We start from the raw sequence: 25,954 nt of genomic DNA, 5'->3' as shown, positions 1-25,954 counted from the left end.
AGCGACCGCTCAGATCAGCGCGGCCCCGTTTCGTCCAGCCGCACACCCAGGCTGCCAAGCCGGCGCAGGCCATCCGCACTCGGCACCAGCGCGCGCCCTTGCGAAGCGCGACGCAACCACCCGGCATCCAGCATCGCCACCGTCATCGCCACGCCTAGCGGGCCACCCACGTGCAGCCGGCGCTCGGTCCAATCCAGGCAGCCGCGGCCATGGAGTCGCAGCAGCTTCGCGGTGCCCTCCGCATCGAACCCGGCGTCGACCAAAGCCTCCGCACCCACCGGCAGCAACTGCAAACCCTCGCTGGCAGCATGCAGGTAGCCGCGCGCCAGCATCGTCTCGCAGAAAGCCACACCCAGTTGCCCAGCCAGATGGCGATAGCAGGTGCGTGCGCGGCGCACCGCGGCATCGCCGCCGGCCGGACGCAACGTGGCACTACTCGCGCGCGGCATCGCCATCGCTTCCAGCATGGCCGCGACATCGTCGTCCGCCAGCCGGTAATAGCGATGCCGTCCCTGCACATGCAGTGCGAGCAAACCACCTTCCAATAGGCGCTTGAGATGCGCACTGGCGGTGGCCGCGCCGACGCCGGCCGCCTGGGCAAGCTCGCCAGCCGGACGTGCCGTGCCGTCCGATAGTGCGAGCAACATGGCGGCACGCGCTGGCTCGGCGAGCAAGGCGCCCACTTCGGCCAGCTGATAGCGGTTCAACGAGGTCGCGTCTCTCATGCGCGGAGTCTAGTCCGCTGCCCAATCGAACGCTTCGCTGCGAGGCGAAACGTCGTGGGGCTGTCGCGAGGGCTCACCCCCTCCCAGCCTCCCCCTGCAAGCAAGGGGAGGAGCTAAAAGCTTGCTTCGACCTGCCCCCTCCCTTGCTTGCAGGGGAGGGTTGGGGAGGGGTACGCCCTTGCGACACTCCCACAAAGAAACGGGGCGCCAAAGCGCCCCGTTCTTGCAGCTTCCATATCTACTGGTTCAGTGCACAGCCGCCAGCAACTCCAACGCCGCATTGAACGTCACACTCGGCCGCATCGCCTCGGTCACCAGTGCGGTATTCGGGTGGTAGTAACCCTGGATGTCCACCGGCTTACCCTGCGCACCATTCAACTCGCCGACGATCTTCGCTTCGTTCTCGGTCAGCACCTTGGCCAGCGGGGCGAACTTCGCCTTGAGCGCAGCATCCTCGTCCTGAGCAGCCAGCGCCTGCGCCCAATACAAGGTCAGGTAGAAATGGCTGCCGCGATTGTCAAGTTCGCCGACCTTGCGCGCCGGGGACTTGTTGTTGTCGAGGAACTTGCCAGTGGCCTGATCCAAGGTCTTGGCCAGCACGCCGGCAGCGGCGTTGTTGTAGCGATTGCTCAAGTGCTCAAGCGATGCCGCCAATGCGAGGAATTCGCCCAGCGAATCCCAGCGCAAGCAGTTCTCTTCCAGGAACTGCTGCACGTGCTTGGGCGCGGAGCCGCCGGCACCAGTTTCGAACAAGCCGCCACCGGCCATCAGCGGCACGATGGAGAGCATCTTGGCGCTGGTGCCCAGCTCCATGATCGGGAACAGATCGGTGAGGTAGTCGCGTAGCACGTTGCCGGTCACGGAGATGGTGTCCTGGCCCTTGCGGATGCGCTCCAGCGAGAGACGAGTGGCGTCCACCGGCGCCAGGAGGCGGATGTCCAACCCGCTGAGGTCGTGGTCCTTCAGGTAACGCTCGACCTTCTTGATGACCTGTGTGTCGTGCGCGCGTGCGGGATCGAGCCAGAACACGGCAGGCGTGTTGCTCAGGCGCGCGCGGCTCACGGCCAGCTTCACCCAATCCTGAATCGGGGCGTCCTTGGTCTGGCACATGCGCCAGATGTCGCCGGCTTCCACGTTGTGTTCCAGCAGCACGTTGCCGTTGGTGTCGGTGACGCGCACCACGCCGTCGGCGGCGATCTGGAAGGTCTTGTTGTGCGAACCGTATTCCTCGGCCGCCTGCGCCATCAGACCGACGTTGGGCACGCTGCCCATCGTCGCCGGGTCGTAAGCGCCATGTGCCTTGCAGTCGTCGATCACTGCCTGGTAGACACCGGCGTAGCAGCGATCCGGAATCACCGCCTTGGTGTCCTGCAGCTTGCCTTCGGCGTTCCACATCTTGCCGGAGTCGCGAATCATCGCCGGCATCGACGCATCGACGATCACGTCGCTGGGCACGTGCAGGTTGGTGATGCCCTTGTCGGAATTCACCATCGCCAGCGCCGGACGCTTGGCGTACTCGGCCTGCAGGTCGGCGGTAATGGCTGCCTGCTGGTCGGCCGGCAGCGAGGCGAGGCGCGCATACAGGTCGCCGATACCGTTGTTCGGATCGAAGCCGATGCTCTTCAGCGTGTCGGCGTGCTTGGTCAGCACGTCCTTATAGAACTCGGTGACTACCTGGCCGAACATGATCGGGTCGGAGACCTTCATCATGGTCGCCTTCAGATGCAGCGAGAACAGCACACCTTGCTTCTTCGCGTCTTCGATCTGCGCGTCGACGAAGCTGGCGAGTGCCTTCTTGCTCATCACCGACGCATCGATCAGCTCGCCAGCGAGGACCGCGGTCTTCTCTTTCAGTACGGCCTGGCTGCCATCCTTGCCGAACCACTCGATCTTGACGTTGCCGGCCTGATCGATCAGCGCCGACTTCTCGCTGCCGTAGAAATCGCCGCCGTCCATATGCGCCACGTGCGACTTCGAATCGGCACTCCAGGCGCCCATCTTGTGCGGATGCTTGCGTGCGTAATTCTTCACCGACAGTGGCGCGCGGCGATCGGAATTGCCTTCGCGCAGCACCGGGTTCACCGCGCTGCCCTTGACCTTGTCGTAGCGTGCCTGGACGTTCCAGTCGCTCACGTCGGACGGCGCCTCCGGGTAGTCCGGCAGCGCATAACCCTGCTGCTGCAATTCCTTGATCGCGGCCTTGAGCTGCGGCATCGACGCGCTGATGTTAGGCAGCTTGATGATGTTCGCTTCCGGCGTGGTGGCCAGCTGGCCCAGCTCCGCGAGGTCATCGGCGATCTTCTGCTCGTCCTTCAGCACATCCGAGAACTGCGAAATGATGCGGCCGGCGAGCGAGATGTCGCGCGTCTCCACCGCGATGCCCGCCGCGGCGGTGAAAGCATCGACGATCGGCAGCAGGGAATGCGTGGCGAGGAAAGGAGCCTCATCCGTGAGCGTGTAGATGATCTTCGGCGTGTTCGACATTCTGCATTGACCTCGTGCAACGACATATCAGGATGGGAAACGGCTGCCGCCCGAGTGGCCTGGAGCCGCGCGACGCATGTGGCGCCGGAACGTCCGGAATCAACCGCCCGAAAGGCCGTTGGAATCCGTGAAAGCTGCCCATTGTCGCGTTTTCGGTGGGCAGGGGAAAGCGCAGGCCACCCCCACGCCATGGACCACATAGGGGTGCGGGGAAACTGCCCCGTACATGCTGGTCGGCCTTGTAGTCGCCCGCGCCAGGCCTTTCTATCTGTTTGCCAGGGAGGGGGTTCGGCTCTACTTTTCCCCGAATAGTTCGTCCAAGCCGGCGCGCGTACCGCGCGCCGCTTAACTTAGGCGTTAGCCCTTATGAGCAAAGTCTTCGTCCTCCAGCATCTACACGTCCTCGCCTCCGGTAAAGAGGACGTCAAAATGCTTGGGGTATACAGCTCAGAGCCCTCTGCACATGCTGCTGTTCACCGTCTAAGGCAGCTGCCGGGCTTCCGTGATCATCCTCATATCATCAATCCCTCAATGTGCTCTGATGACCAAGGGTTCCACATTGGCAAATACGATGTCGATCAGGACCATTGGACAGAGGGATACGCTACGGTATGAGGTCCAATATTTCGCCCAAGCGAACGCGCGTACTGCGCGCCGCTTAACTTAGGCGTTCGATGCCATGGAAACATCACGCGAGATTGAGGCCACAGAGTTCGACTGGTTCGCGACCGACAAGAATGGCCACTTCGCCATTTTCGCCACCGCGGGCCGCGGCCCTGTTCCGGAATCAGTGCTCGCCGTAGCGAAAGCGCACGATGCAATTGGAGATGCTCTAGCGGTTGTGGGCTGGGGTACTGATGCTGTATGGCAAAGCTACTCGTGGGCTGGCCTCTACGCTTATGACTGGTCGGATAAGCAGGGTTGCTATGTCCGGATCGCAGAGCCGGCTGTACCTCTGCCAACGGAGCTAGAGGTGGGCCTCGCGTCCTGCCCTGGCCTGCTCAGGCTGGAGGCGTTGTTTTCCCAAGTCGCCGCAATCCGGCTGGACCGGCAAGATGGCACCTACAATTCGTTCAAGGCGGACGGCTTCGCCGCCGCCTAACTCAGGCGTTAGGTCGCTTCGATGACCACGCCGCTAACCGGAACACAGGATCTCGCAATGGTTAGTATTTCTATGCTCGGAATCCCTCATGACGGCAACTCTTCCTTCATGAAAGGGGCAGCTGAAGGTCCCGCTCACATTCGCCCTGAACTGCACTCGGACGCATATAGCCTATGGACAGAGACAGGCACCGATCTAGGACAGGTGGGTAGGCTGATCGACCACGGAGACATTCAGTTCAATGACTCGCTGGATCACTGGGAGGCCATCGAACTGGGGGTTGGCCGCGTTCTCGACACAGGCAATCCATTGATCTGCCTAGGCGGAGATCATGCGATCACGCATCCCATCATGCGAGCTGTCAGAAAGAGACACCCGAAGCTCACCATTCTGCATATCGATGCGCATCCCGATATCTATCACAGCTATCAGGACAACCCTCGTTCCCACACATCCCCCTTCGCGAGAATCATGGAAGAAGGGCTTGCCGACCGCCTGATTCAGATAGGTCTTCGCACCATCAACGACCACCATCGCGCCCAGTTTGACCGATTTGGTGTCGAATACGTCGAGGCTGGCCACTGCTCGCGGGAACTGGAACTAGACTTGCAAACGCCTGTGTATCTATCGATGGACATAGATGCTTTAGACCCCGCTTTTGCACCTGGCGTTTCGCACCGAGAGCCCGGCGGCTTATCGACTCGACAAGTCATTGACCTCATCCACAGAATCGATCAACCCATCGTCGCGGCGGACATCGTCGAGTACAACCCACGCTGCGACATCTCAAACATGACTGCCCTGGTGGCGACCAAACTACTGAAAGAGATCGCCGGAATGATGATCAAGACTCATGCGAGCGCGGCCTAACCATTCATTCAAGTCGAACCCGCTTTGCGCACCGGCCTAATTCGGCGTTAGAGTCCATGAGCAACACGATGGAATGCCATGCACATGGGGAGAAAGAGCCAACCTTCGTTTGCCAGCACCTTGTTCGTGCGCTCGATATGGCCGAAAGGGTTGGGTTCTTTTGGTCAGGTGAGCCGCAAGGGGACGTCTGGTGTTTCGCCTGCGAAGAGGTGCACCTTCACGAGGACGGTGGCACTGGTGACTGGAGCGAGTCGTTCCGAGAAATTTGCAGGCAGTAGGATTCTATGTGGCGCCTGCTACGATCGGCCACGCCGCGCTGCATGGTCTCTAACTATTCGTCCAAGCGGACGCGCGTACAGTGCGCCGCTTAACTCAGGTGTTAGTCACTTAAACATGAGCACACGATTCATCATCGAGGATCGGGAACATGCCGAGTGGCAAAGTGAGCACTCTTCATTGGAAGGAGCGCAAGCCGAGCTACGACGATTGGCCAGTATGCGGTGGGACCAAGAGCCAAACATTGCTCCCTGTAAGAGCTGGCAAACCTGCCGTCGCAACTACGAAATCCTTCAATACGACACCTCGTCCAAACCTTGGCGCTTAACTACTAGACACCCGGGCCTTGAAGTCAGTGCCAATGGGGTAGTCTGGGCTTCGGGGGCGCCTAACAATGGCGCCTAACTACTCGTCCAAGCGGACGCGCTTACCGCGCGCCGCTTAACTCAGGCGTTAGGTGCCTTATGGCTACACATAAGCACTGGGTGGAGTACACCGAAAACTGGCGCTGGTCGCCCATGGCCTACTGGGTGCACATCGCTCAAGGCAAGGGTTCATGGAGCAACGCAGAGCGCTATCTGCCCGAAGCTCCACCTTACGTGCCCCACAAGGGCTTTGCGGTTGTGTGCGTCGAGTTCGAGGGGTTTGTTCTTCGGTTCTCGTCAGAAGCCCAACTGAAGGAATGCATTCGCGTGTTATCGCTCAAGCCGTTGCCAACCACTAAGCGCCTTTCCAACCAAAGAGGGCCAGGCACAGGTCCAAATAGCCATTGGCTGAGCCGCCTTCCTGCAAAGGTCAAGGCACCCGCGAAAAGAACTCACCTGGTTGTGGTTCTCAATGAGGTGCTACGTCAAGCAGCGGCACCCATCCCCTCCATTAAGCGGACAGCTAAGGCGCTACGACCCTCGTCTGCCGCTCATGTCGAACGTTAGGCCGCATGGACAGAGAAGTTACCCCCCAGCCCGGGGTTGATCCTCGCATCGCTAGTCGCGGCGACATCTTTTGGATCGGCGCCGATGAGACCAGAGGCTCGCTCCCGGGATCACCCCACCCTCACGTTATCGTGCAAGAGGATGTCTTCAATCACTCTCGCATTGGCACTGTCATCGTTTGTGCCCTGAGTACGAACCTCCACAAGGCCTCAGAGCCTGGCAATGTCCTGCTGGAGCCAGGCGAGGGAGGCTTGGAGCGGCAAAGTGTCGTAGTCAGTTCACAAGTGTCCTGTGTCTACAAGACGCGGCTGGGCGCATATATTGGGTCGCTGTCGCAAGCACGCATCGATCAGGTTGTGGCTGGGTTAGGTTTTGTCCAAGGTGCCTTTCATCGCCGCGGTTAGAACCCTGGCTAGCTCAAGCGTTACGCGTCACTCAGTCGGTTCCGTATCGCACATAGACACAACCAGAAGGGAATCTACTCGCCATGAACGGCGTTCTCGTCTCACTGTTCGAATACAAAGCCTGGGCTAACGCGGAACTCCACGCCGCCCTCACAAAGTTCGATACGCGGCGGCATCCCAGTGAATTCCGCGCCATGCTTCATACGCTCGACCACGTCAACGTCGTGGATCGCATCTTTCAAAGCCACCTGACCGGCGCTGCCGCGCTCTTCAAGGCAACACACAGCGAACAAACGCCAAACTTGCCAGAGTTGCGTGAGATCGTTAGTGCCACGGACGACTGGTATATCAAGTTTGTATCCAGCGTCAGCGCCGAACGTTTGAAGGAGCGCGTGAACTTCACATTCACTGACGGCAACAGAGGCTCAATGGCTTGCGAAGAGATGTTGCTGCACGTCATCACGCATGGTGGCTATCACCGCGGGAGTGTCGGTCAGATGCTCGAAGGCATGGGCGTCAACTCTCCGCCCGACTCCTTGACGAAATTCCTACACAGGTACGAGCCCGAGCGGCGACTCGGCGTTTAGCGAAACCGCGCAGGACTCCTCGCATGCAACAAGTGCCGCCCACCCCTTCTATCGAAGCGGCCTCCTGTACCTTCTACGGCACGGGCTTGCAATCTCAGGTTGAGATACAACGCCACGCTGATATCAAACTATTCGTCAAGGCGGACACCTCAGGCGCCGCCTAACTCAGGGGTTAGCACTCTATGACCATGCACCGGAAGATCGTTCTTCACTCGATTGGTGGTTATCGCCCCGAGTTCGACGCCCTAGTTGAAAGCTGGATACAGGCCGGAGTTGCCTATGTTGGCGTAATCGGAAAGGATGCGGCAAAGCTAGAAGATGTCATTGACGAGCTTTGTGTAGGCGATGGGGAGAACTCTTATTTCATTCTCACAGCTTCCCATCCAAATGAATCCCTTCTCAAGGCCGTGGAGTACGCAGAATACCTTAAGAGCGAACATGCTGGCCCCGTGCAGATTGTAGAGTTCTAGCTACTCGTCCGAGCGGACGACTGCGCGACGCTTCACTCAGGCGTTCAGCAGCGTATAAGGGAAAACCCTCAACCGCCATCCGGGCAAGTCGGCGAGGAGATGAGAAATGGGCACTTGGGGAAGTGGACTCTACTCGGGCGATTTCGCCATGGATCTGCGCACAACCGTTGGTGCGGTTGTACGGCTGCCTTACGACCCCGACCGGCTCGTCGAGATCCTGTGTGAGACGGAGCCAACAGCAGCGAATGACTCCACTGATGAGGACCACCCGACGTTTTGGCTGATCGTCGCGGATCAGTTCGCTAAACGCGGCATCGTTTGCGACCACGTGCGGGAGAAGGCATTCCAAATTATCGACAACGGCGCGGATATCGCCATGCTTCAAAAGGCTGGGATGAGTGAGTCCGGCCTCCGCAAGCGGGGCAAGCAGCTACAGGAATTGCGCACGCGAATAGCGGCGGCGAATGTTCAGAAGCCGCGCGCCGTTCTGAAGAAGCCGCAACCGCTGTTGATGGACGTCGGAGACGTGATCGTTTACCCGACCCGACGCGGAGATCCAATCAACCCTTATTTCGCCACCGTTCGCATGACGAACGGGCGGCCCTGGATACCGGACGGTTGGGGAGCGGCGGTGATCATAGATTGCGGGCGTGCCTTCGAATTCCTGTCGTGGTACAGACCGCTGACGGTGGCGGAAGCCAGAAGTGAGAAGCCGCCGTTGGACTTGTTGCGTGGCGATGTGCTTTGGAGGCTCCGACGACCAGGAACCTGCTCGGCCCCTCATTTTCAACGGATGGAGTTGGAGAAAGTCGGGAATCTGGCAATCGATCCTATGAAGCTCAAGGACATCTTGCCGCAACTTTTCTCTGCGATCCCGGACACGGTCAGCGACATTTCCCTAGCGAATCGCTTGAGCGCAGATCCCCATGGGGAAGAACCAACCATACAGCGCGGGAAGCAGACCCTGATCATGGGCATTGAGCAGATGCTGTACGACGAACATCGCTCTGCCACATGAGTGCGCGGCGACGATGCGTTGCGTAGCTCAAAGGGCATGATGGAGACACGTACCCTGCTCGGACCGAACAAGCGCATACATGCGACGCGCAGAACCGCACGCATGATGCGGAGACGTTGGACCACATCCTAACCATCAGGTCGCCATGTCAAATCAAAGCGTTCCCACCCTCTACGAATGGCTAGGCGGCATGGATGCGCTTACCCGCCTGGCCGCGCGGTTCTACGAACACGTAAAGACAGACTCGATGTTAGGGCCTGTCTTCGCGCACATGGGCGGGGATCACCCGAGTCATGTCGCCGCTTTTCTAGCCGAGGTCTTTGGCGGTCCAGACACATACTCCACGCAACACGGCGGTCATCCGCACATGATTCGGCAGCATCTCAACCGTCACCTGGGTCAAGATCAAAGGCGACGTTGGGTGGGTCTGCTGCTGGAGACAGCGGACGAGCTTGGCATGCCAGATGATCCCGAGTTTCGCTCTGCGTTGGTCGGTTATCTAGAGTGGGGTTCTCGCTTGGCGGTTATCAATTCGCAACCGGGTGCAACGGTGGACCAAGACGCACCCATGCCAAGATGGGGCTGGGGTGAGGTCAAAGGGCCGTACACGGGCTGAGCGCACATATATGTGTCTAACCATTCGTTCTAGCCGAAGCCGTTTCGTGGCTCGGCTAAATTCAGTCGTTGGACGACAGCGAAAGGCAGTCGATGCGAGTAACGTTCAGGGTTTCACCATTTTGGATACTGCTGCTTGCGCTCTCCTTCGCGGGCGCGTTTGCGTGCGTAGTAGCGTGGTTCATCCTGTTGTCGACCATCTGCTCCAATCCGCGGACACCGTTACCGCAAACGCAGCATGTCATTGAGTACAACTGTCACGGAATGAAGGTCTTCATCTCCCCTTCGCAAGACGCCATGCTTCATTGGCTTATTCCAATAGAACTCGTTTTCATATTTCTTGGCTTCGTTGCTGCCGCCATGGTGGTTCTGGCGATCGCTAAGGCATGGCAGCGCGCGAAGCCCTATCGCATTCGAATCATCGCTGCACCCCCAGGAGAGGCACCCGCTTGGGTGAGAGAGAAGTGGGTTGGGTTGGAGCTTCCCTTGGCTCAGGGGTTTCGCAGTTCGAGCAACAGACTCACGGCTGGGGTCCTTTCCGGCCCACGGTCCTCTTTCACCGTGCTTATCAATCTCATGCGTGGGCAGTATCAGCAGCGGAGAGGCTTCGAGGTGAGCGTGCTCGAGGCCATCGCACTCCTCGAGAGCACCTCGCCCGATGCAGCCGCCTGGTGGCGCGCAAATGCCCCGCACATGATGAGTCCGGCTCGATTCTTTCTCTTCCCGGAAGATGTATGCGCAGTGGTCGAATGAGTGCTGGCCAACAAGCTGCTGCTCCAGCCGACGTAGAGCCTTCGGCCGCAAGCGGTTGAGCGTCGGCGTTAGATAGCTCGTGAACCTTCAATCTCACTCATGGCAGCAGGCCGGCTCCGTCATGCTCTGGCGGTACACGGAGAATCAGCGCCATTGTCCTGGCTGGTACTTCACCGCCGATGCCAAAGGCTGTGCTTCACTCACCACTTTGCTTGAGGCCTTCACGCTGGCATGTCGCTCGTGATGGATACGACAGTTACACAGCCAAAGATCGGGCGCGGCATTCCTAAAGAATAACCATCGGGCTTGCCTCTGGTCCGGTAACAGAATTTAGGTATCCCATTTTTATGCTGAGATCCGCATGGTCTGCGCGAAGAATAGCGCTAGATGGATCGCGCTGTACTCCATTAGAGTTGGCTATCAGTGCGTTGGGGCGCGTGCAGTGCGCCGCATCGTGACAGGGGAATCAGGGGTTGTTCTACAAATCATCAGGCCAGGTGGCATTGCCTGCTGAGTTCCGTCGTGTCGATGACAGTAGATTGAGAACGTCCACGGCGTTGATACCGTTTGTATAAGCTGTTTTTGCTTTTTTGAATTTCGCCTGGCGGTTTCGTTCAGGAATTTCGGATAAGTAGGAAGCTAAGCCATGGATAGCAGAACGTCTGAATCGACTCTTGATGTGAGCGATCCGTGGCTTGCCCACGTTTCTCATACCCCACCTATTGCGCCACCGCCATCCACTCAGCCTGACGTGTGCAGCTCCCTCGAGTGCGCTTGACGTATTCGCGTGCACACAAGCTGCTGGCGCGCACCCCGTTGCCGGGGCGCCTTTCAAGCAAGGGTGCACATCCAATTCTTGTGGCCGACTAAAGAGCCACTAACTACGCAAAATGATGATGCTATGCATGACAAGGAAGAGATCAGCACAGCTGTAGATGTATCGGATGATTCGGCAAGAGGTTGTGAAACAAGGATGCGGCGAGATGCCGTCCCGCGCGTACGGCATCCAGAGCCGCCGCGAGTCCTTGCCTGTGATCGCACTGTTGATGTCTCGTTGCGAATAGCGTCACCTGTCATTCGCGTGCTGGGGGGATTGCTCTCCGAGCAGGAGTGCGACGAAATGATCGCGCTGGCCAAGCCGCGCTTGCAGCGGTCGCTGGTTGTCGCCAATAGCGGTCGGAACGAGGTTCATCGCGCGCGCACCAGTGAAAGCGTGTCCTTTGACATTGGTGAGACACCACTCATCAGGCTCCTGGAGGATCGCATAGCTGCATTGTTTCGCGTTCCAGTGAATCACGGCGAGTCAATTCAGATATTGCGCTATCTCCCAGGTCAGCAGTACGAGGCCCACTACGATTGGTTCGATCCTGCCAGTCCCGGCTACTCGGACGTGACCGCGCGTGGCGGGCAGCGTGTGGCCAGTCTCGTGATGTATCTCAATACGCCGGAAATGGGCGGCGGAACGAACTTTCCAAACATTGGCCTCACAGTCACCCCGATACGGGGAACAGCCGTGTACTTTTCCTATAAGACTGGGGATGAGGCGACCTTGCACGCAGGGATGCCGGTCTTCAAGGGAGAGAAATGGATAGCGACAAAATGGTTGCGAGAAAGGTCGTTTGTAGTTCCCAGGGACTGATCCTGGTACAGAGCCAAGTCCAGATGATACCGAAGGAGAGGAGATGGAAGCTGGACCGGAGACTGAGCATCTGTCCATCGAGCTTAGGCGAGGGATGATAACGCTGGCCGTGCTGATTCAGCTCCGTTCGGAGAATCACGGCTACGGTGTAAAGCAGGCTCTATCTCGGCTAGGCATGTCGCTCAAGGAAGGCACGCTTTACCCCATGTTGCGCAGGCTCGAAGCGCAAGGCGCGCTGAAGAGCAGGTGGGATACGAGAGGGGATCGCCTGCGCAAGTATTACTCCTTGTCGGAACATGGCGCCGTCATGCTCAACGCCATGCGAAAGCAGCGCGCGCTGCTTGTTCAGATCATCGAAGAGCTGGAGAAATCAGCCTTCGATGAGCTTATTTGCGGACAAACTCAGACGCAAACGGAGATGGAATGACTCCTTACGACAAATATGCCAAGACGCTGTCCTATTTCCTTCCCGCGCGGCTGCGCGATGAAGTTGTCAGCGAAGTCATGAGCAATCTCTACGCCGAGCTGGAAGCGGAGATGACGGCGAGCCAGGGAAGCGCTCGTGAGCAAGTGATGAAGAAGATCCTGGCGCGGCACCAATCGGCTCGCGCACTGGCCGGGTCGTTCGTCGAAAAGCGCAGCGAATTGATTGGACGGCGTGTCTATCCCGTATACAAGGCAGCGCTATGGGCGTCCCTGGCCATGACAGTGATAGCCGTTGCATCGCTTTCGCTGATGGACGGCTTCCGATGGGACATGCTTGGTGACATGGCGATTAGTTCTGGCGTTGTCTTCACCATTATCACGCTCGTATTCGTAGCCATCGATCAGCTTGAGCCTTTGCATCACGTGGCCGAATCCATGGCCATGATCCGTGCGCGGCCAGAGGTGCAATCCAGTGAGGCGCGCAGAGAGATTTCCAGCATGCCCCCGCGCTACCGCCTCAATCGTCGAGTACTGGCCATCGTGCTTTTGATCTTACTCAATGTGGCGCCCGGACAGATTGGTCTGCTGATCCTGATCGACGAACCCCACTTTCGGGTATCGACGTATCCGATCCTGTCCCAGCAGTTTCTTGGCGCGCCAAGGATGCTTGTCAACTTGTGGTGCGCTGCGGTTCTTCTGGCCGATATGTTTCTGGCATGGAAGAAATTTTCTCGCCACGAATTCATGGCAGAGATGTCATTGCAGTTTGCTGGCTTGCTGATCGGCCTTTTGCTGCTGATCAGTGGCCATATTTTTTCCACCCCTTCCCCTGAGCAAATCGCCGGCTACTCGAGCGAGTTGCGCAACGTATTGAGTGCAGTGGTTACCCCCCCTTTATTTCGATGCTTCATGGTCATCCTGTGGTTGAGCTGGCTCGTAAAAGCCTGGGGATTCCTGCAGAGATTCAGACTACACCGCTTATCCAAGGCGATGTAGACCAATGGACATTCACCCCAAGCTCTGACTACGCAAGACCAAGGAACAGACGATGGGCTATATGGAGCTGGTGGCTTCAGGACTTCGTTTCAGGAAATCTCAGATCTTCGTTACCTTTGCATGTGTGTCGATAGCATTTCTTCTGCTGGGGGTTCTGATCAGCGCGCGAGAGGCTTTCACAGCGAGCGGCAACGTGGCGTCGTCCTACCGCCTGCGAAGCCAGGGCAGCAGCGCTGTGACCGCCCCCATCCCCATAAGCTATGCGCAGAAGATCGCCTCGGTGCCAGGCGTGAAGTCCGTGCTCTACGCGAATGCGGAACCAGCCGCCTATCAAGATGATCCAAGACACCTGCTATTGCAGGCGGCTTCGGCATCTGAATTGTTTGGGATGTTTCCGGAGCTGACGGTCCCAGATGAGCAACGCAAGGCGTTCCTCGGCGATAAACAGTCGCTGCTGGTTGGTCCGGATACGCTCAAGCGCTATGGCTGGAAGTTAGGCCAAGCAGTGACACTTCAAACCAATGTGCTGGACACGACCGGTGCGGCGAGTTGGGTGTTTCACGTCGACGCGGTATATCACAGTGATGATCCAAAGGTTCCCGGCGATCTCGCTTTCGTTCATTACACCTATTTCAATGACGCGCGGGTGGGCAACAAGGATGTCGCGATTGGTTTCGTCACTTACATCAACGCACCGGATCAGGCCACGCGTATTGCCTCGACCATCGATCAGCTCTTCGCAACCTCCTCGCCCAGGCTCATTACCCAGCCGGAGAACCAGGCGATGGAGAATCAGCTCACCCAATTTGGCGATTTCAGTAAGATCACCATCGTGGTAGCCGGACTCGTATTCGTGTCCATGCTGCTGTTGTCACACAACGTTTGGCATGAACGGGTGCAGATGCGTCGGGTCGAACTGGCCACCATGAAGGCTCTTGGGTTTCAGCCTGGTAGTGTGTTGGCGCTAATCATCACGGAAGCGATGACGCTCACCTTGGCCGCTGCCACGTGCGGACTGGCCACGGCGATCGTCCTGGTAACGGTCCTGCGCCCTCTCGTGGAAAATTTCCTGCCAGGATTTCATTTCCCTCTCCGGGGCATAGCGCTTTCGGCCGCCGTAGCGATCGTTTTTGCCGTGCTTTCGTCCGTGCTGCCCGCATACAGGGCGAGCCGTCTTCCATTCCGCTTGAGTTCCTGCGACTGAGAGACCCCAAGTGAGTTCCACACTGAGTCAATTTCTGTCGCTGTTCGCCATGTCGATCCGGTCGCTTCCGTCCAGAGCATCATCTTCGATCGTGGCGATCGTCGGATTTGCCGTGACCGGCGGTGTACTGGTGTCCGTTCTTGCGCTTGCTAATGGACTCTCTGGTTTCTGGCGGTCGCCGGGCTCCGATGATGTGGCGATTGTTCTGGCGAGAAGTTCGTTCTCCGAGGTCGGGAGTCGTCTCGCGCGAAACGCTGGCTCGCTGATCCAGCAAGCGCCAGGCTTGGCGCAAGCCCAGCGTGGCGCCACATCCCCCCAACTCGTCACCACCGCCGCGTTGCCGAGGGCCTCGGACGGAAAGGGAGTGAGTGTGCTGGTGCGTGGCTTCGATGGGGCGGCCTGGAGCCTTGATAGGGATACTTCGATGCTCGCAGGGCACCCATTTCAGCATGGTCTAGATGAGATCATCGTCGGTGAAAAGCTCGCGCGAACGCTGAGCGGAATAGCTGTTGGAAGCTCACTGCAACTCGGCGTCTCACGCTTCAAAGTCACCGGGATATTCAAGGAGCAGGGCGGAGGTCGGTACGAATCCGAGATATGGGGGGATGCCAACCAGCTTGCGCCGGCGATGGGGGATGCGGGAAAGATAAGTGCGATTTACGTCAGGTTGGCAAGCAAGGATGATTTTGAAAGCTTCGCGAACTATCTGATGAACCTGCCAGGGCTCGATGTGAATGTCTTTCGCGAGCGTGACTATCTCGCGCAACAGACAGATCGTTTCAGAGTGCTGGTAATGATTCCAGGATTGGCGATCGTTTCGTTGATGGGGATTGCAGCGATGCTCGCCGCTGCCAACACCATGTTGTCGGCCATTCAAGTCCGACTGAGGGAGTTGGGGACGCTGCGGGCAATCGGATTCGGTCCGACCGCCGTAGCGGCTCAGATTCTGGCGGAGGCGCTGGTTCTCGGTTTGCTTGGAGGGGCAGCTGGCGCATTGATCGCGGCCGGCATGCTGCATGGCGAGAGCGCTCTCACATCCAACGGCTTGAGCGCCATGGCGCTTAGCTTGTCCGTGCGCCCCGAAGCAGCGTTTGCGGCCATTGGGACGGTCCTGCTGTTCTCGCTGATCGCTGGTGCCTGGCCGGCGATTCTGATGTCCAGAATTTGCGTCGTAGACGCGTTACGCAAGACCTAACGTTGGAATTCAATCCAAAGAGGGGGGTGACCATGCGAGAGCTTGAAATTGTGGGGCTGAGTAAGACTTATGCAAGTGGCGGCAGCACTGTCACTGCGCTCGAAGATGTTTCGCTCACCGTGCGAGGCGGCGAGATAGTGAGCGTGCTTGGCCTCAATGGTGCTGGTAAGACAACCCTGGTCAAGATTATCGCGGGACTGATCGATCCGGATAAGGGGCATGTCCGGCTTGATGGCGCTGATGATCCTACGCGTCGTAACTATCGCAAGCGCATAGGTGCTGTCTTTGAAGGCAACCGAAATATCTATTGGCGACTGACCGCCTTTGAGAACCTTGAATACTTCGGGGTTTTACGCGGCCTGTCCATCAACCGGGCGCGCGTCCGCGCACGCCAGATGCTTTCCGTATTCCAACTGGAAAACAAGCGCTCCACCATCGCCGCCCATCTATCACGTGGCATGCAGCAGCGCTTGGCCGTTGCCATCTCCATGACTCATGAGCCTGAATTGCTGGTGCTGGACGAGCCTACGCTCGGCGTTGACGTCGAGAACGTCATTTCATTGGTGGAATCGCTAAAAGCGCTAAGCCGGTCCGGTGTCGCCATTGTCGTGACCTCGCACCAGTTTGATGTTGTAAAAATGGTGGCCGATCGCATCGCATTGATTGTTGCCGGAAGATTGGTGGCTTCGGAGTCGAAGGCGGAGTTCATCGCTTCGGTGAACAAGGGAGGGTACTCGATGCAGCTAGGTGCGCAGCTCGACTCATCGCAGGTAGATCAGCTTCGGGCATTGGGGACTCGCTTTGAAGAACAGTGGCTGCACTTCCCGGATCAGGCGCTTTATGCCGTGATCGATATCGTTCGGCCGCTGCCGATTACGTCGTTGAACTCAATCGAAGATGACCTGACCAAAGTCTTCCTTGAACGTATAAAGGACTACGCACATGCTTAGTTTGTTTCTGGTGGAATCAAAGCGTCAGTGGCTCACTTTCAAGCGCTATCCTGTGGAATCCATTGCCGGCGTGGTGATCTTTACCATTATTTTCATTGGTTTGTTCGCCGGATCGAAATATCTCGCTGGCGCGGGAGTTCAATTTGGGAGCCGTCTTGATCTTGTGGTTGCGGGCTACATCCTTTGGCTGGTCACCACTGGCCTGTTTGCAGGGCCAGGCGCGTTGCTACTGGAGGATGCCCGTCTTGGCATCATAGAGCAGCTGTTCGTTTCGCCGTTCAACTTTGCAGCATTCACTGCAATGCGGATCTTCAGCGGCTTGGTCCAGCATTTGATGTTGATTGCCATCTTGGTGGTCATCATCAGTTTGATAACCGGCTCGCGACTTGATTATCGATGGATTGAGATCGTGCCGTTCGCAGGCGTCATTCTTTCGACCTCTGGTCTGGGACTTGCCATCGCCGCTTACGCCCTTCTCGCTAAACAAGTGGGCGCCATCCTCAGCATCGGTCAATTCGTCTTGCTAAGCGCCGTCGTAACGCCCGTCCAGAATTTCGGACCCTGGGGACCGTGGCTAAGCGCGATCACCCCCATCAATCCTGCTGCCCAGTTGATTCAGCATCAACTTGCAAATGGCTACAACGCTAGTTACGGGCAATTGTCTATAGCGATAGGCAACGGCGTGGTGTACTTCCTTGCGGGTGCATACCTGCTGGAATTGGCCAGCAGGCGTGCTCGCAGGCTCGCAAGCGTCGGTCAATTTTAGGGATGGCAACCGGGTCGCGCGCTTGCCTGAGCACAAGCGCGCGAATCAAAGCGGTAGAAGAGGGGCGGGATCAACGACTTGATCGATCAGATCTATCGCGTCATTTCTCGTGCGCGATTGTCCAAGACGTCGCGCCAATGGCCAATCATCTCACTACCTGGCACCTTCGAAATCAGCTGCGCAGACAGATCGAGCAGATTGCGTTGAATCGATGCGTCATACGTTTCGGCAATTGCGGTGGCGATTCCATGCTGATCGAAATACAAGCCGTTCATGTCCGAAGAGACCGGCTGGTGGGCAATACGCCATACGGTCTCAACGCCAGTCTCCAAGCTGTCCCCAACCGGATACTTGCCCAGGACCAGCTTGGTAGGCATCAATGACCCGGGGTGCACGGAGTAGATGCGTGGAGCATCCATTCCACCCATTGCTGCCATGCCGGCGGCAAACGCAGCTTGCGCCCACTTCGATCGCCCATACGCCTGTGGGCCTTCCCAGCCGCTCTCATATTGTGGATCCCGAAAATCGACAGGCGCCTGGCTCGCCGAGCTTACACAGACGATGCGGCCGGAGGCGCGCTTGACTTCTTGAAGCAAACCTAAGCTGAGCGCGTACGTCGCAAGATAATTTACCTGCAAGACCATTTCGTAGCCGTCTACAGTCGCCGTTCGCTCTTCTTCCACACCCAGCCCAGCGTTATTGATCAGCAGGTCAATCGCCGGGGTAAGGGATCTCACCTGGTCGATCATCGCAAACACGTCACGCAGTCGGGCGAAATCCGCGACGCAAGTTTCAATACGCCGGCTTCCCGACTCCCCGCCTATTTCTTGCCTGACATCATCACAACGACGTCTCAATCGACCATGGATGATGACCTGCCAACCCGACTTGGCAAATCGAGCAGCCAACGCCCTTCCAAGGCCGTCGGTTGCTCCAGTAATGAGGACTGTTTGAGAAGTCATCGAGTGTCCTTGGCATGGCATGTATTGACCGCTTCCATGTAAAGATCTGCTGAGGCTATCAACCACTGATACTAATCGGTACTTCGAATGCGCGTTACCTATGCGGCGCTAGGTAAAAACAAAACGCAGATGTAACTACTTACAAAACATCAGGCGCACCCTAGCTTTGCTATGTATTGAGCCATTTCCAAGAAGTGCTATACAACATCGGGTCCTAGTGGATGTGTTACGTGTGCCAACATGTTTGCGAAGACAGAGCGGTGTCTACATGGCACGATTTTGAAACGGCTTATCGCGGCACATTCTTCTTCAATAGGGATGTCGTTATGGTATTTACTGAAGTGTCTGTTCCACAGCTCCGTCGACCGGTGGCGATGGCAGGCTCCAATATCGCGAACCTCGAAACGCCAACCTTGGCCGTAGCGATTGGCGTTGCTGTTGGCGTCGGTGTTGCCGTCGGCCTTGGCGTCGGCATCGCCGTTCACAAGGGCCCGCCCCCGCCGCCGCCGTAATGGTGGTGGTCCGGCATAAGTCATCAATGATGACCAACGTCGACTTCGGATCTCTGAAGTCGACGTCCGAACTATCGCTCGATCGACCATGGATGATGACCTGCCAACCCGATTTGGCAAATCGGGCAGCCAACGCCCTTCCAAGGCCATCGCTTGCTCCCGTAATGAGGACTGCCTGAGGAGCCATCAAGTGTCCTTGGCATGGCATGTATTGGTCGCCTCCATGTAAGGGTTTGCGCAAGCATTTGAGGTTATCTACCACTGATATTAATAAGTACTTCAAATGCGCGTTACCTATGCGGCACAAGGTTAAAATATGGCACAGATGTAACTCATTACAAAACCTCAGATTCACCCTAGCTTTGCTATGTATTGAGCCATTTCAAAGCAGTGCTATACAACATTACGTCCTAGTGGACATGTTACATGTGCCAACATGTTTGCGAAGGCGGTGCGATGTCTGCACAGCACGAGTTTGAAATGTCTTATCGCGGCACATTCTTCTTCAATAGGGATGTCGTTATGGTATTTACAGAAGTGTCTGTTCCACAGCTCCGTCGACCGGTGGCGATGGCAGGCTCCAATATCGCGAACCTCGAAACGCCGACCTTGGCAGTAGCAATCGGCGTCGCTGTTGGCGTCGGTGTTGCCGTCGGCCTTGGCGTCGGTATCGCCGTTCACAAGAGCCCGCCCCCCCCGGGTGGTGGCGGCGGCCCAGCATAAGTCATCGATGATGACCAACGTCGACTTCGGATCTCTGAAGTCGACGTCCGAACCATCGGATGCACATGGCAGATCAGGAGTGAATGTGGACCATAGTGAGCTACTGCAGTGTGACGTTGAGCTACGCGCTCACCCGATCATCAAGCGTATTGAAGAAGAACTGGCCGCTGCGCAAGATTTTGTATTTGCCGAACACTTGCCCTTATTCGAGGCGATCTTCCAATCCGATTTCGCGATGCTGGCGCTGAAATTATCCCTGAATAAAATTGCGGCCAATCCGGATTACCAACTGGGTCGATTCGTCATGGAGGGGACCATCCTCGGCTGGACCCTCGTTTCGACCGAACACTTCAGGGTAAGCATAGGAATTCGCCGTTCAACCTGGGCCGGCGTGGAGAATGGGCGGCCACTCAATCAGGACAGCTCATCCACTCCAAACGAACCCAAGATGGATCCCTATCCGTTCGATATGTTTCTAGGGATTCTCAGCGCATCCGAACTTACGGTCGAGAAGTACACCGCTGTACCCCCTCGCGACGAGAGCGAAGACTACAGGCTCGAATACCACTCGAAGCGGATCTTGACTGCCGGCGATTCGATGTATCTGGCAGCCGGGACGGACCTGACCTTCTCAAGCCTGCAGGGCAATATGGTTTACATGGAGATAACGGGCAACCCTCGAATCAGTCTTTTACCTCGTTTCGATCTGCACAATAAGAGTTTTTGTGGCTGGATCAGTGGCGATCCCACCGCATCGCGCTTGGAAATCCTGACTCGCGTGCTTGCCGACTTCGACTACAAGCCTGGTGTTGAGGTTGTTGAAAGGCTCACACACCACCAAGATCACCATGTGCGCTGGAATTCCATGCGTCATCTGTTGCGGATGGACGCTAGTGCCGGCATCCAACGTGCCCGGAGCGCGGCGTGCAATGATCCAAATCCGGATCTGAGAGAAGTGGCTAACCAGGTTCTGGCTCAATTGCCTACAGAGGCGTAAGGAAGCGATCATGCCGATCTTCCAAGATGAAGTATGTAACAAGGTCATTTCTCTAGAGGAAACCTTGGATTATTTTTCTTCCATTGATATTTCCGATCGCGATGCGCTGCTTGGCGGAGCACCAACATTAAGAGCGCTTGCAAATAACAGAACGTTTCTCACAAAATTGATTACCGATGAGCTCAAGGATGTGGGCTCCCTGCAGAAGACTAATCAGTATTCGGCACAGGTGTTCACGCTGGGGGAAGGAATTAATTTCTTCATGCGCGCTAATTTTTGGCCCGCCGCACATGATTCGATATTTCAGGCAAGTGGCGCCAGGCCTTTCTTTTATGACGTGCCTCATGACCACAATTTTGATTTCCTCACGGTTGGCTACTATGGTCCGGGGTACTTGAGTGACTTCTACGAATACGAATACGACGACGTCGTTGGTTATATCGGGGAAGCCATCAAACTTCGTTACATGGGCCGTGAAGCCCTTGCGCGGGGACGGACCATGCTTTATCGCGCGAGCGTTGACATACACAATCAACTTCCGCCCGAGAGTTTCTCGATATCCATCAATGTGATGACGAATTTTCCCGACCAGATCACGGGTACCAATCAATACATGCTCGATCTGCCATCGGGCGTAATTACCAGCCTGGGCAATCGCACATCCCTGCCGCTTCTTTGTCAGGCCGCCGCTGAGATTGGTGACGAGGAGTGCATCGACGTACTCGACTACATTCGCGCATCGCACCCCAATCCGCGTGGACGAGTTGCAGCCTACGCGGCACTCGCTCGCCTCAGAGAGAGCGAGGCACACCAGGTCTGGTCTGATGCCGTTTCGGATCCCGACAGGCATGTCAGCGTACAGGCGCGAATCCGGCTTGCCCGTCTCCAGGGTGAGGCAGTAGCAATATGACCCCGAAGACAAAGGCGCGACTCGTGGCCGCGCCTTTGTCGTACACACTGCTTGTGCGGCGTTACTTCTCCGAGAAGTCCTTACTCCCCGCCGGCTGTCCGCTCAACGAGATCTCGACCTTGTAGTTGCCTGCCGGCCAGCCATCCGGCTTGCTGATCTCGAACCCTGTGGTGGTCGGGCCGATCGGTGCGAAGGATTTGCTGTCTTCCTTCACCGCCTAGCCATCCTGGAAAGTCCACTTGGTCGCGAGGGTCGCGGTACCACTGCCGGTAGTTCTGACGGCGGCGTGGATGGTGTCTTTGGCGCCGAGACTGGTCGTGGTGACTTTCTGGTCCGCACCTTCGACTCAGCGGTTGCTCACCGCAGGCTTGCCTCTTAACCGTACGACCAAGGTCGCGAGGCCCCATTTGTTGCTTCAAGCGGTCGTCGAACCGTGCGCCCGAGAAGTGGCTGCCTTTGCGCTAGGCTTGGGCCCTAACCATTCGTCCAAGCCGACGCGCGTACCTCGCACCACTTAACTTAGGCGTTAGACCTCAATGAACCATGGCGCAGGCTGGGTAGTATATGAAGGGTCCTACAGTGGATGGACTCGCAAACTCCTATCGATATTGCCGGCCCCCAGAAGCCGGAAGGATGTCGCAATCTTTATGCAGCAAACTTACGTTGACCGCTCCGTCTCATTGCATAAGCGATTTAGCTACAAAATGCATCCAAGTTCCATGCCATTCAATATTCTTGCAACCGTATTTGCTTCGTTAGTTGTGTCGTCACTGGGCATAGCACAACCCGCTCATGCAGGAGCCGCCGAAGCCAAGACGCTACTCAAGACGACGCAATCCTGGGACGGCACCCTCTACCCGGCCTACAAACCGGGCCAGCCGGAGATCACGGTGTTGCACATCGAGATCCCACCCCACAGCACGCTCGGCTGGCATCATCACCCGGTGATCAACGCTGCCTATGTGCTGAAAGGCAGACTCACGGTCGAGAAGCGGGATCAAGGGAATGGCGCATCCAACGGGTTGACTACATGCTCAGTCGCCACCGGTGATGTGTTGCCGGAACTGGTGGATCAGGTACATCGTGGCTATACGGGCGACGAGCCCGTGACGCTGATCGTGTTCTACGCAAGTACTGCGGGCGAGAACATCACCGTACCGGACGCCTTTCCTGTGTCGGTTGCGCAAACGCAGCCAGCGCCACCATGCCGGGGGTTGAAGAGCAGCACCTCAACCTTGTAGTTGCCAACTGCTTGGCGATCTTGGAGTGGCCAACTAATTAATGGCTTGTGATGGGCGGCTTGGAAGGAGCTAGCGCGCGATGGGCCTGTCGCCGCTCGCGGCGACGAACGCGCCAGCTCTTCCAGCGGTCGGCGAGGCAGCTGAAGATCACGTACAGCGCCGGGGTGCTGAGCAGGGTCAGGCTCTGCGAGATGATCAGGCCACCGATCAACGCGATACCGAGCGGGCGGCGCAGTTCCGAGCCTTCGCCCAGGCCGATGGCGATCGGCATCGCGGCGAGGATGGCGACCATGGTGGTCATCATGATCGGGCGGAAGCGCACGATGCAGGCCTCGCGTGCGGCCTCCAGCGGTGGCTTGCCATGTTCGCGCTGCGCCACCAGGGCGAAGTCGATCATCATGATCGCGTTTTTCTTGACGATGCCTATCAAGAGTACCAGCGCGATCTGCGCGATCATCGACAGATCCGTGTTGGTGACCCACAAAGCCATCAGCGCACCGACGCCCGCCGCCGGCAGGGTGGAGAGGATGGTGACTGGATGGATCAGGCTCTCGTAGAGCATGCCGAGCACGATGTAGACGGTGATCACCGCGGCGGCCAGCAGCCACAGCATGCCGCTCTGCGACTGCTGGAAGCGGCGGAAATCGCCGCCGACGTTGAGGCGGATGTCGCCAGGCATGCGCATATTGCCGATGGTGGCCTGCACGATCTGCATCGCATCGCCCATGCTCACATCGGGAGCCAGGTTGAAGCTGAGATCCATCGTGGTGTACTGGTTTTCGTGCGAGATCGTGGACGGCGCCAGGCCGGGCTCCTGTCGCGCGAGCGCGGTCAGCGGCACCATCCCGCCCTTGTTGGAGCTGACATAGATGCCGTTGATCGCTTCCGGCGTCGCCGTTTCCGAAGGCAGCGCGTTCAGCACGACCTTGTACTGGTTGATGTCGGAATAAATGGTGGAGACCTGGCGCTGACCGAAGGCGTTATACAGCGCGCCGTCGATGGTGCCCATGCTTACGCCCAGGCGCGCGGCTTTATCGCGGTCGATCACGATGTTCTGACGTAGGCCGGCCTCGTCGATGTCGGAGCCGACATCCTTGAGCTTGGGGTTCTTCTTCAGCTCGTTGACCAGTTTGGGCAGCCACGCCTGCAGCTCGGCGATATCGTTGCCCTGCAGCGAGATCTGGTACTGCGCGCCCTGCCCGCCACCGCCGCCACCGCTGGGCAGGTCCTGCAGCGGACGCAGACGCAGGTTGAGATCCGGGTAGGCCGCCGCCTTGGCGCTGAGGCGTGCGAGTACGTCGAAGGTGCTTTCCTTGCGGCCGTCGGCGCGGGTTTTCAGCTCGATACTGAAGGAGCCGCTGGTGCCCTGGCGGCTGGTACCCAGGCGCGAGCTGACGGAATGCACCGCCGGGTCGGCCAGCAGCATGCTGGTGATGCGCTCCTGACGCTGGATGGTTTCACCGAACGACACTGTGGCGCTGGAGCTGGAACGCCCCCAGATCAAACCGGTGTCCTGCGGAGGGAAGAAACCGGCCTTGACCACGCCGAACAGAAACACCGTGGCGACGATCAGCGCCAGCGGCGTCAGCGCGAACAGCAGCGCGTGGCGCAGCGAGAAGTTCAACGCGCGCACGTAGACGCGCAGCATCCGCTCGTGGAAGCCTTCCAGCACCTGCTCCAGCTTCGAAGGCTGCTTCTGTGCCTGGTGCCCCTTGAGGAAATAACCGCACAAGGATGGCGTAAGCGTCAGCGACACGATGGCCGACATCAGGATGGCCGACACCAGGGTCATGGTGAATTCGTGCATGAACAGGCCGGTGACGCCGCTGGCGAACAACAGCGGGATGAACACCGCCACCAGCGAAGCCGTAATGGAGACGATGGTGAAACCGATCTCCTTCGCGCCCAGCAGCGTGGCCTGCAAACGGCTCATGCCTTGGTCGATGTGGCGGATGATGTTCTCGATCACCACGATGGCGTCGTCCACCACGAAACCGATCGCGATCACCAGCGCCAACAAGGTGAGGTTGTTGAGCGTGTAGCCGAACAGGTACATGCAGATGAAAGCGCCCGCCAGCGACAGCGGCACCGCTATGCCGGCGATCAGCGTGGGTGCCAGCCGGCGCAGGAACAGCGCCATGGTCATCACCACCATGGCCAGGCTGATCAGCAGCGTGGCCTGTACTTCGTGCAGCGAGGCGCGGATGGTCGGCGTACCGTCGAAGTAAGGCGTGAGCGTGGTGCCCGGCGAAAGGTAACCGCGCAGCAGCGGTACCAGATCGCGCACAGCGTCCACCGTGGCGATGACGTTGGCATCGGCCTTCTTGTAGACGTACATCAGCACAGCTGGTTTGCCCTGGAACCAGGCCGCCTGGTACGCATCCTGCTGCCCGGCGTAGACCTTGGCCACGTCGGACAGACGCACCGGCGTGCCTTTGCGCGTGGCGATCACCAGGTTGCCGAAATCGTCGGCGGTGTGCAGCTGGTCGTTCGCCGTAATCGCCATGGTGGTCTTGCCGTTGGACAAAAAGCCCTGCGGCGAGGTGACGTTGGCGGCCGTAAGTGCGTTGCGCAGCTGGTCGGGCGAGAGGTCCATCGCATTGAGCGCGCGCAGGTTGACGTCCACGCGGATGGCTGGCGTCGCCGCGCCGGCGATATCCACCGAAGAAACGCCGTTGAGCTGACGCAGGCGCTGCGCCAGCAGCGAGTCGGCCACGTTGTACAGCTCGGCGGCGGATTGCGTTTCCGAGGTGAGCGCGAAGGCGATGATCGGGTCGTCGTTGGGATTGGCCTTCTGATAGCTCGGCGAGCCGTTGAGGCCCGCGGGCAAGTCCGGCGCGGCGGCATTGATCGCCGCCTGCACGTCGCGCGCGGCGGAGTCCAGATTGCGGCCGCTCTGGAAAATCATGAAGACCGAGGTACTGCCTTCCGAGCTGCGCGAACGCATGCTGTCGATACCGGCCACCTGGCCCAGGTGGCGCTCCAACGGTGCGGCCACCGTGGAAGCCATGGTGCTGGCATCCGCGCCGGCCTGACTGGCCTGCACGAAGATCACCGGGAACTGCATGTTGGGCAACGCGGCCACGCCCAGCAGCGAATAGCAGATCAGACCCAGCGCGAATACGCCCATGGCGAGCAACGACGTGCCGATCGGGCGGCGGACAAACGGGCCGGAAATGTTCATGCGGTAAGCGTAA

26 protein-coding genes and 1 pseudogene are annotated in these 25,954 nt (G+C 58.1%); 21 read left to right on the top strand and 6 right to left on the bottom strand.

Going from position 1 to position 25,954, the window contains the following annotated elements; genetic code table 11:
* Positions 1–14 precede the first annotated feature (14 nt).
* Positions 15–725 (bottom strand): ArsR/SmtB family transcription factor, encoded by a 711-nt coding sequence (locus tag OUZ45_RS11825; RefSeq protein ID WP_266170302.1) that lies wholly within the window; start codon positions 723–725, stop codon positions 15–17.
* A gap of 246 nt (positions 726–971) precedes the next feature.
* Entirely contained in the window at positions 972–3,209 is a 2,238-nt protein-coding gene (locus OUZ45_RS11820; RefSeq protein ID WP_266170301.1) for an NADP-dependent isocitrate dehydrogenase, read from the bottom strand.
* A 366-nt stretch (positions 3,210–3,575) separates the two neighbouring features.
* Between OUZ45_RS11820 and OUZ45_RS20855 the strand changes: the two genes are divergently transcribed.
* The 16 genes from OUZ45_RS20855 to OUZ45_RS11750 all read left to right on the top strand — a co-directional run bounded on the left by OUZ45_RS20855 (position 3,576) and on the right by OUZ45_RS11750 (position 17,412).
* Complete coding sequence (locus tag OUZ45_RS20855) at positions 3,576–3,824, top strand: DUF7336 domain-containing protein (protein ID WP_425601688.1); 249 nt, start codon at positions 3,576–3,578, stop codon at positions 3,822–3,824.
* A 64-nt stretch (positions 3,825–3,888) separates the two neighbouring features.
* A complete protein-coding gene (locus OUZ45_RS11815) occupies positions 3,889–4,311 on the top strand; it encodes a hypothetical protein (protein ID WP_266170300.1) in 423 nt (140 codons plus the stop codon).
* Between the two features lie 21 nt (positions 4,312–4,332).
* Positions 4,333–5,181 (top strand): arginase family protein, encoded by an 849-nt coding sequence (locus tag OUZ45_RS11810; protein WP_266170299.1) that lies wholly within the window; start codon positions 4,333–4,335, stop codon positions 5,179–5,181.
* A gap of 1,213 nt (positions 5,182–6,394) precedes the next feature.
* The gene (locus OUZ45_RS20850) at positions 6,395–6,793 is read left to right on the top strand and encodes a type II toxin-antitoxin system PemK/MazF family toxin (RefSeq protein WP_425601687.1); all 399 of its coding nucleotides are present in this window, start codon (positions 6,395–6,397) and stop codon (positions 6,791–6,793) included.
* An 83-nt stretch (positions 6,794–6,876) separates the two neighbouring features.
* Positions 6,877–7,380 (top strand): DinB family protein, encoded by a 504-nt coding sequence (locus OUZ45_RS11805; protein ID WP_266170297.1) that lies wholly within the window; start codon positions 6,877–6,879, stop codon positions 7,378–7,380.
* Positions 7,381–7,568: 188 nt separating this feature from the next.
* A complete protein-coding gene (locus OUZ45_RS11800) occupies positions 7,569–7,850 on the top strand; it encodes a hypothetical protein (protein WP_266170295.1) in 282 nt (93 codons plus the stop codon).
* 148 nt (positions 7,851–7,998) lie between these two features.
* Positions 7,999–8,868 (top strand): hypothetical protein, encoded by an 870-nt coding sequence (locus tag OUZ45_RS11795; RefSeq protein WP_266170294.1) that lies wholly within the window; start codon positions 7,999–8,001, stop codon positions 8,866–8,868.
* Between the two features lie 145 nt (positions 8,869–9,013).
* Positions 9,014–9,484 (top strand): group II truncated hemoglobin, encoded by a 471-nt coding sequence (locus OUZ45_RS11790; RefSeq protein ID WP_266170293.1) that lies wholly within the window; start codon positions 9,014–9,016, stop codon positions 9,482–9,484.
* Positions 9,485–9,576: 92 nt separating this feature from the next.
* Complete coding sequence (locus OUZ45_RS11785; RefSeq protein ID WP_266170291.1) at positions 9,577–10,236, top strand: hypothetical protein; 660 nt, start codon at positions 9,577–9,579, stop codon at positions 10,234–10,236.
* A 901-nt stretch (positions 10,237–11,137) separates the two neighbouring features.
* The gene (locus OUZ45_RS11780; protein WP_266170290.1) at positions 11,138–11,875 is read left to right on the top strand and encodes a 2OG-Fe(II) oxygenase; all 738 of its coding nucleotides are present in this window, start codon (positions 11,138–11,140) and stop codon (positions 11,873–11,875) included.
* Positions 11,876–11,918: 43 nt separating this feature from the next.
* On the top strand, positions 11,919–12,302 hold the full coding sequence (locus OUZ45_RS11775; protein ID WP_266170289.1) for a PadR family transcriptional regulator: 384 nt from the start codon (positions 11,919–11,921) through the stop codon (positions 12,300–12,302).
* The gene (locus OUZ45_RS11770) at positions 12,299–13,297 is read left to right on the top strand and encodes a hypothetical protein (RefSeq protein ID WP_266170288.1); all 999 of its coding nucleotides are present in this window, start codon (positions 12,299–12,301) and stop codon (positions 13,295–13,297) included. Before OUZ45_RS11775 ends, OUZ45_RS11770 begins: the two co-directional genes overlap by 4 nt.
* Positions 13,298–13,349: 52 nt before the next feature.
* Positions 13,350–14,501 (top strand): ABC transporter permease, encoded by a 1,152-nt coding sequence (locus OUZ45_RS11765; RefSeq protein WP_266170287.1) that lies wholly within the window; start codon positions 13,350–13,352, stop codon positions 14,499–14,501.
* A gap of 10 nt (positions 14,502–14,511) precedes the next feature.
* Positions 14,512–15,696 (top strand): ABC transporter permease, encoded by a 1,185-nt coding sequence (locus OUZ45_RS11760; RefSeq protein ID WP_266170286.1) that lies wholly within the window; start codon positions 14,512–14,514, stop codon positions 15,694–15,696.
* 32 nt (positions 15,697–15,728) lie between these two features.
* Entirely contained in the window at positions 15,729–16,646 is a 918-nt protein-coding gene (locus OUZ45_RS11755) for an ABC transporter ATP-binding protein (RefSeq protein WP_266170285.1), read from the top strand.
* A complete protein-coding gene (locus OUZ45_RS11750; RefSeq protein ID WP_266170283.1) occupies positions 16,639–17,412 on the top strand; it encodes an ABC transporter permease in 774 nt (257 codons plus the stop codon). The genes OUZ45_RS11755 and OUZ45_RS11750 overlap by 8 nt, the downstream gene beginning before the upstream one ends.
* A gap of 92 nt (positions 17,413–17,504) precedes the next feature.
* On the opposite strand, the gene OUZ45_RS11745 is transcribed toward OUZ45_RS11750, so the two are convergent.
* Entirely contained in the window at positions 17,505–18,374 is an 870-nt protein-coding gene (locus OUZ45_RS11745) for an SDR family NAD(P)-dependent oxidoreductase (protein ID WP_266170281.1), read from the bottom strand.
* 260 nt (positions 18,375–18,634) lie between these two features.
* On the opposite strand from OUZ45_RS11745, the gene OUZ45_RS11740 reads away from it, so the two are divergent.
* Positions 18,635–18,886 (top strand): hypothetical protein, encoded by a 252-nt coding sequence (locus tag OUZ45_RS11740; protein ID WP_266170279.1) that lies wholly within the window; start codon positions 18,635–18,637, stop codon positions 18,884–18,886.
* An 85-nt stretch (positions 18,887–18,971) separates the two neighbouring features.
* Here the strand turns inward: OUZ45_RS11740 and OUZ45_RS20845 are convergent.
* Positions 18,972–19,073 (bottom strand): annotated as a pseudogene (locus OUZ45_RS20845) (SDR family NAD(P)-dependent oxidoreductase); the annotation flags it as partial.
* 269 nt (positions 19,074–19,342) lie between these two features.
* Here OUZ45_RS20845 and OUZ45_RS11735 point away from each other — a divergent pair.
* From OUZ45_RS11735 to OUZ45_RS11725, 3 genes are read left to right on the top strand one after another with little or no spacing between them, the layout of a single operon-like run.
* Positions 19,343–19,609 (top strand): hypothetical protein, encoded by a 267-nt coding sequence (locus tag OUZ45_RS11735; protein ID WP_266170278.1) that lies wholly within the window; start codon positions 19,343–19,345, stop codon positions 19,607–19,609.
* Positions 19,610–19,616: 7 nt separating this feature from the next.
* Positions 19,617–20,606, top strand: coding sequence for a HEAT repeat domain-containing protein (locus tag OUZ45_RS11730; RefSeq protein ID WP_266170276.1), 990 nt, complete (start codon positions 19,617–19,619; stop codon positions 20,604–20,606).
* A gap of 10 nt (positions 20,607–20,616) precedes the next feature.
* Complete coding sequence (locus OUZ45_RS11725) at positions 20,617–21,516, top strand: transposase (protein ID WP_266170274.1); 900 nt, start codon at positions 20,617–20,619, stop codon at positions 21,514–21,516.
* 61 nt (positions 21,517–21,577) lie between these two features.
* On the opposite strand, the gene OUZ45_RS11720 is transcribed toward OUZ45_RS11725, so the two are convergent.
* Positions 21,578–21,730, bottom strand: coding sequence for a hypothetical protein (locus OUZ45_RS11720; protein WP_266170273.1), 153 nt, complete (start codon positions 21,728–21,730; stop codon positions 21,578–21,580).
* 433 nt (positions 21,731–22,163) lie between these two features.
* On the opposite strand from OUZ45_RS11720, the gene OUZ45_RS11715 reads away from it, so the two are divergent.
* A complete protein-coding gene (locus OUZ45_RS11715; protein WP_266170272.1) occupies positions 22,164–22,757 on the top strand; it encodes a cupin domain-containing protein in 594 nt (197 codons plus the stop codon).
* Between the two features lie 37 nt (positions 22,758–22,794).
* Here OUZ45_RS11715 and OUZ45_RS11710 read toward each other — a convergent pair whose 3' ends face one another.
* Complete coding sequence (locus tag OUZ45_RS11710; protein WP_266170271.1) at positions 22,795–25,941, bottom strand: efflux RND transporter permease subunit; 3,147 nt, start codon at positions 25,939–25,941, stop codon at positions 22,795–22,797.
* Positions 25,942–25,954: the final 13 nt, after the last annotated feature.

Source organism: Dyella subtropica (assembly GCF_026283965.1).
GTDB classification, from domain to species: Bacteria; Pseudomonadota; Gammaproteobacteria; order Xanthomonadales; family Rhodanobacteraceae; genus Dyella_D; species Dyella_D subtropica.
This window is presented reverse-complemented; position numbering and strand designations above follow the sequence as displayed.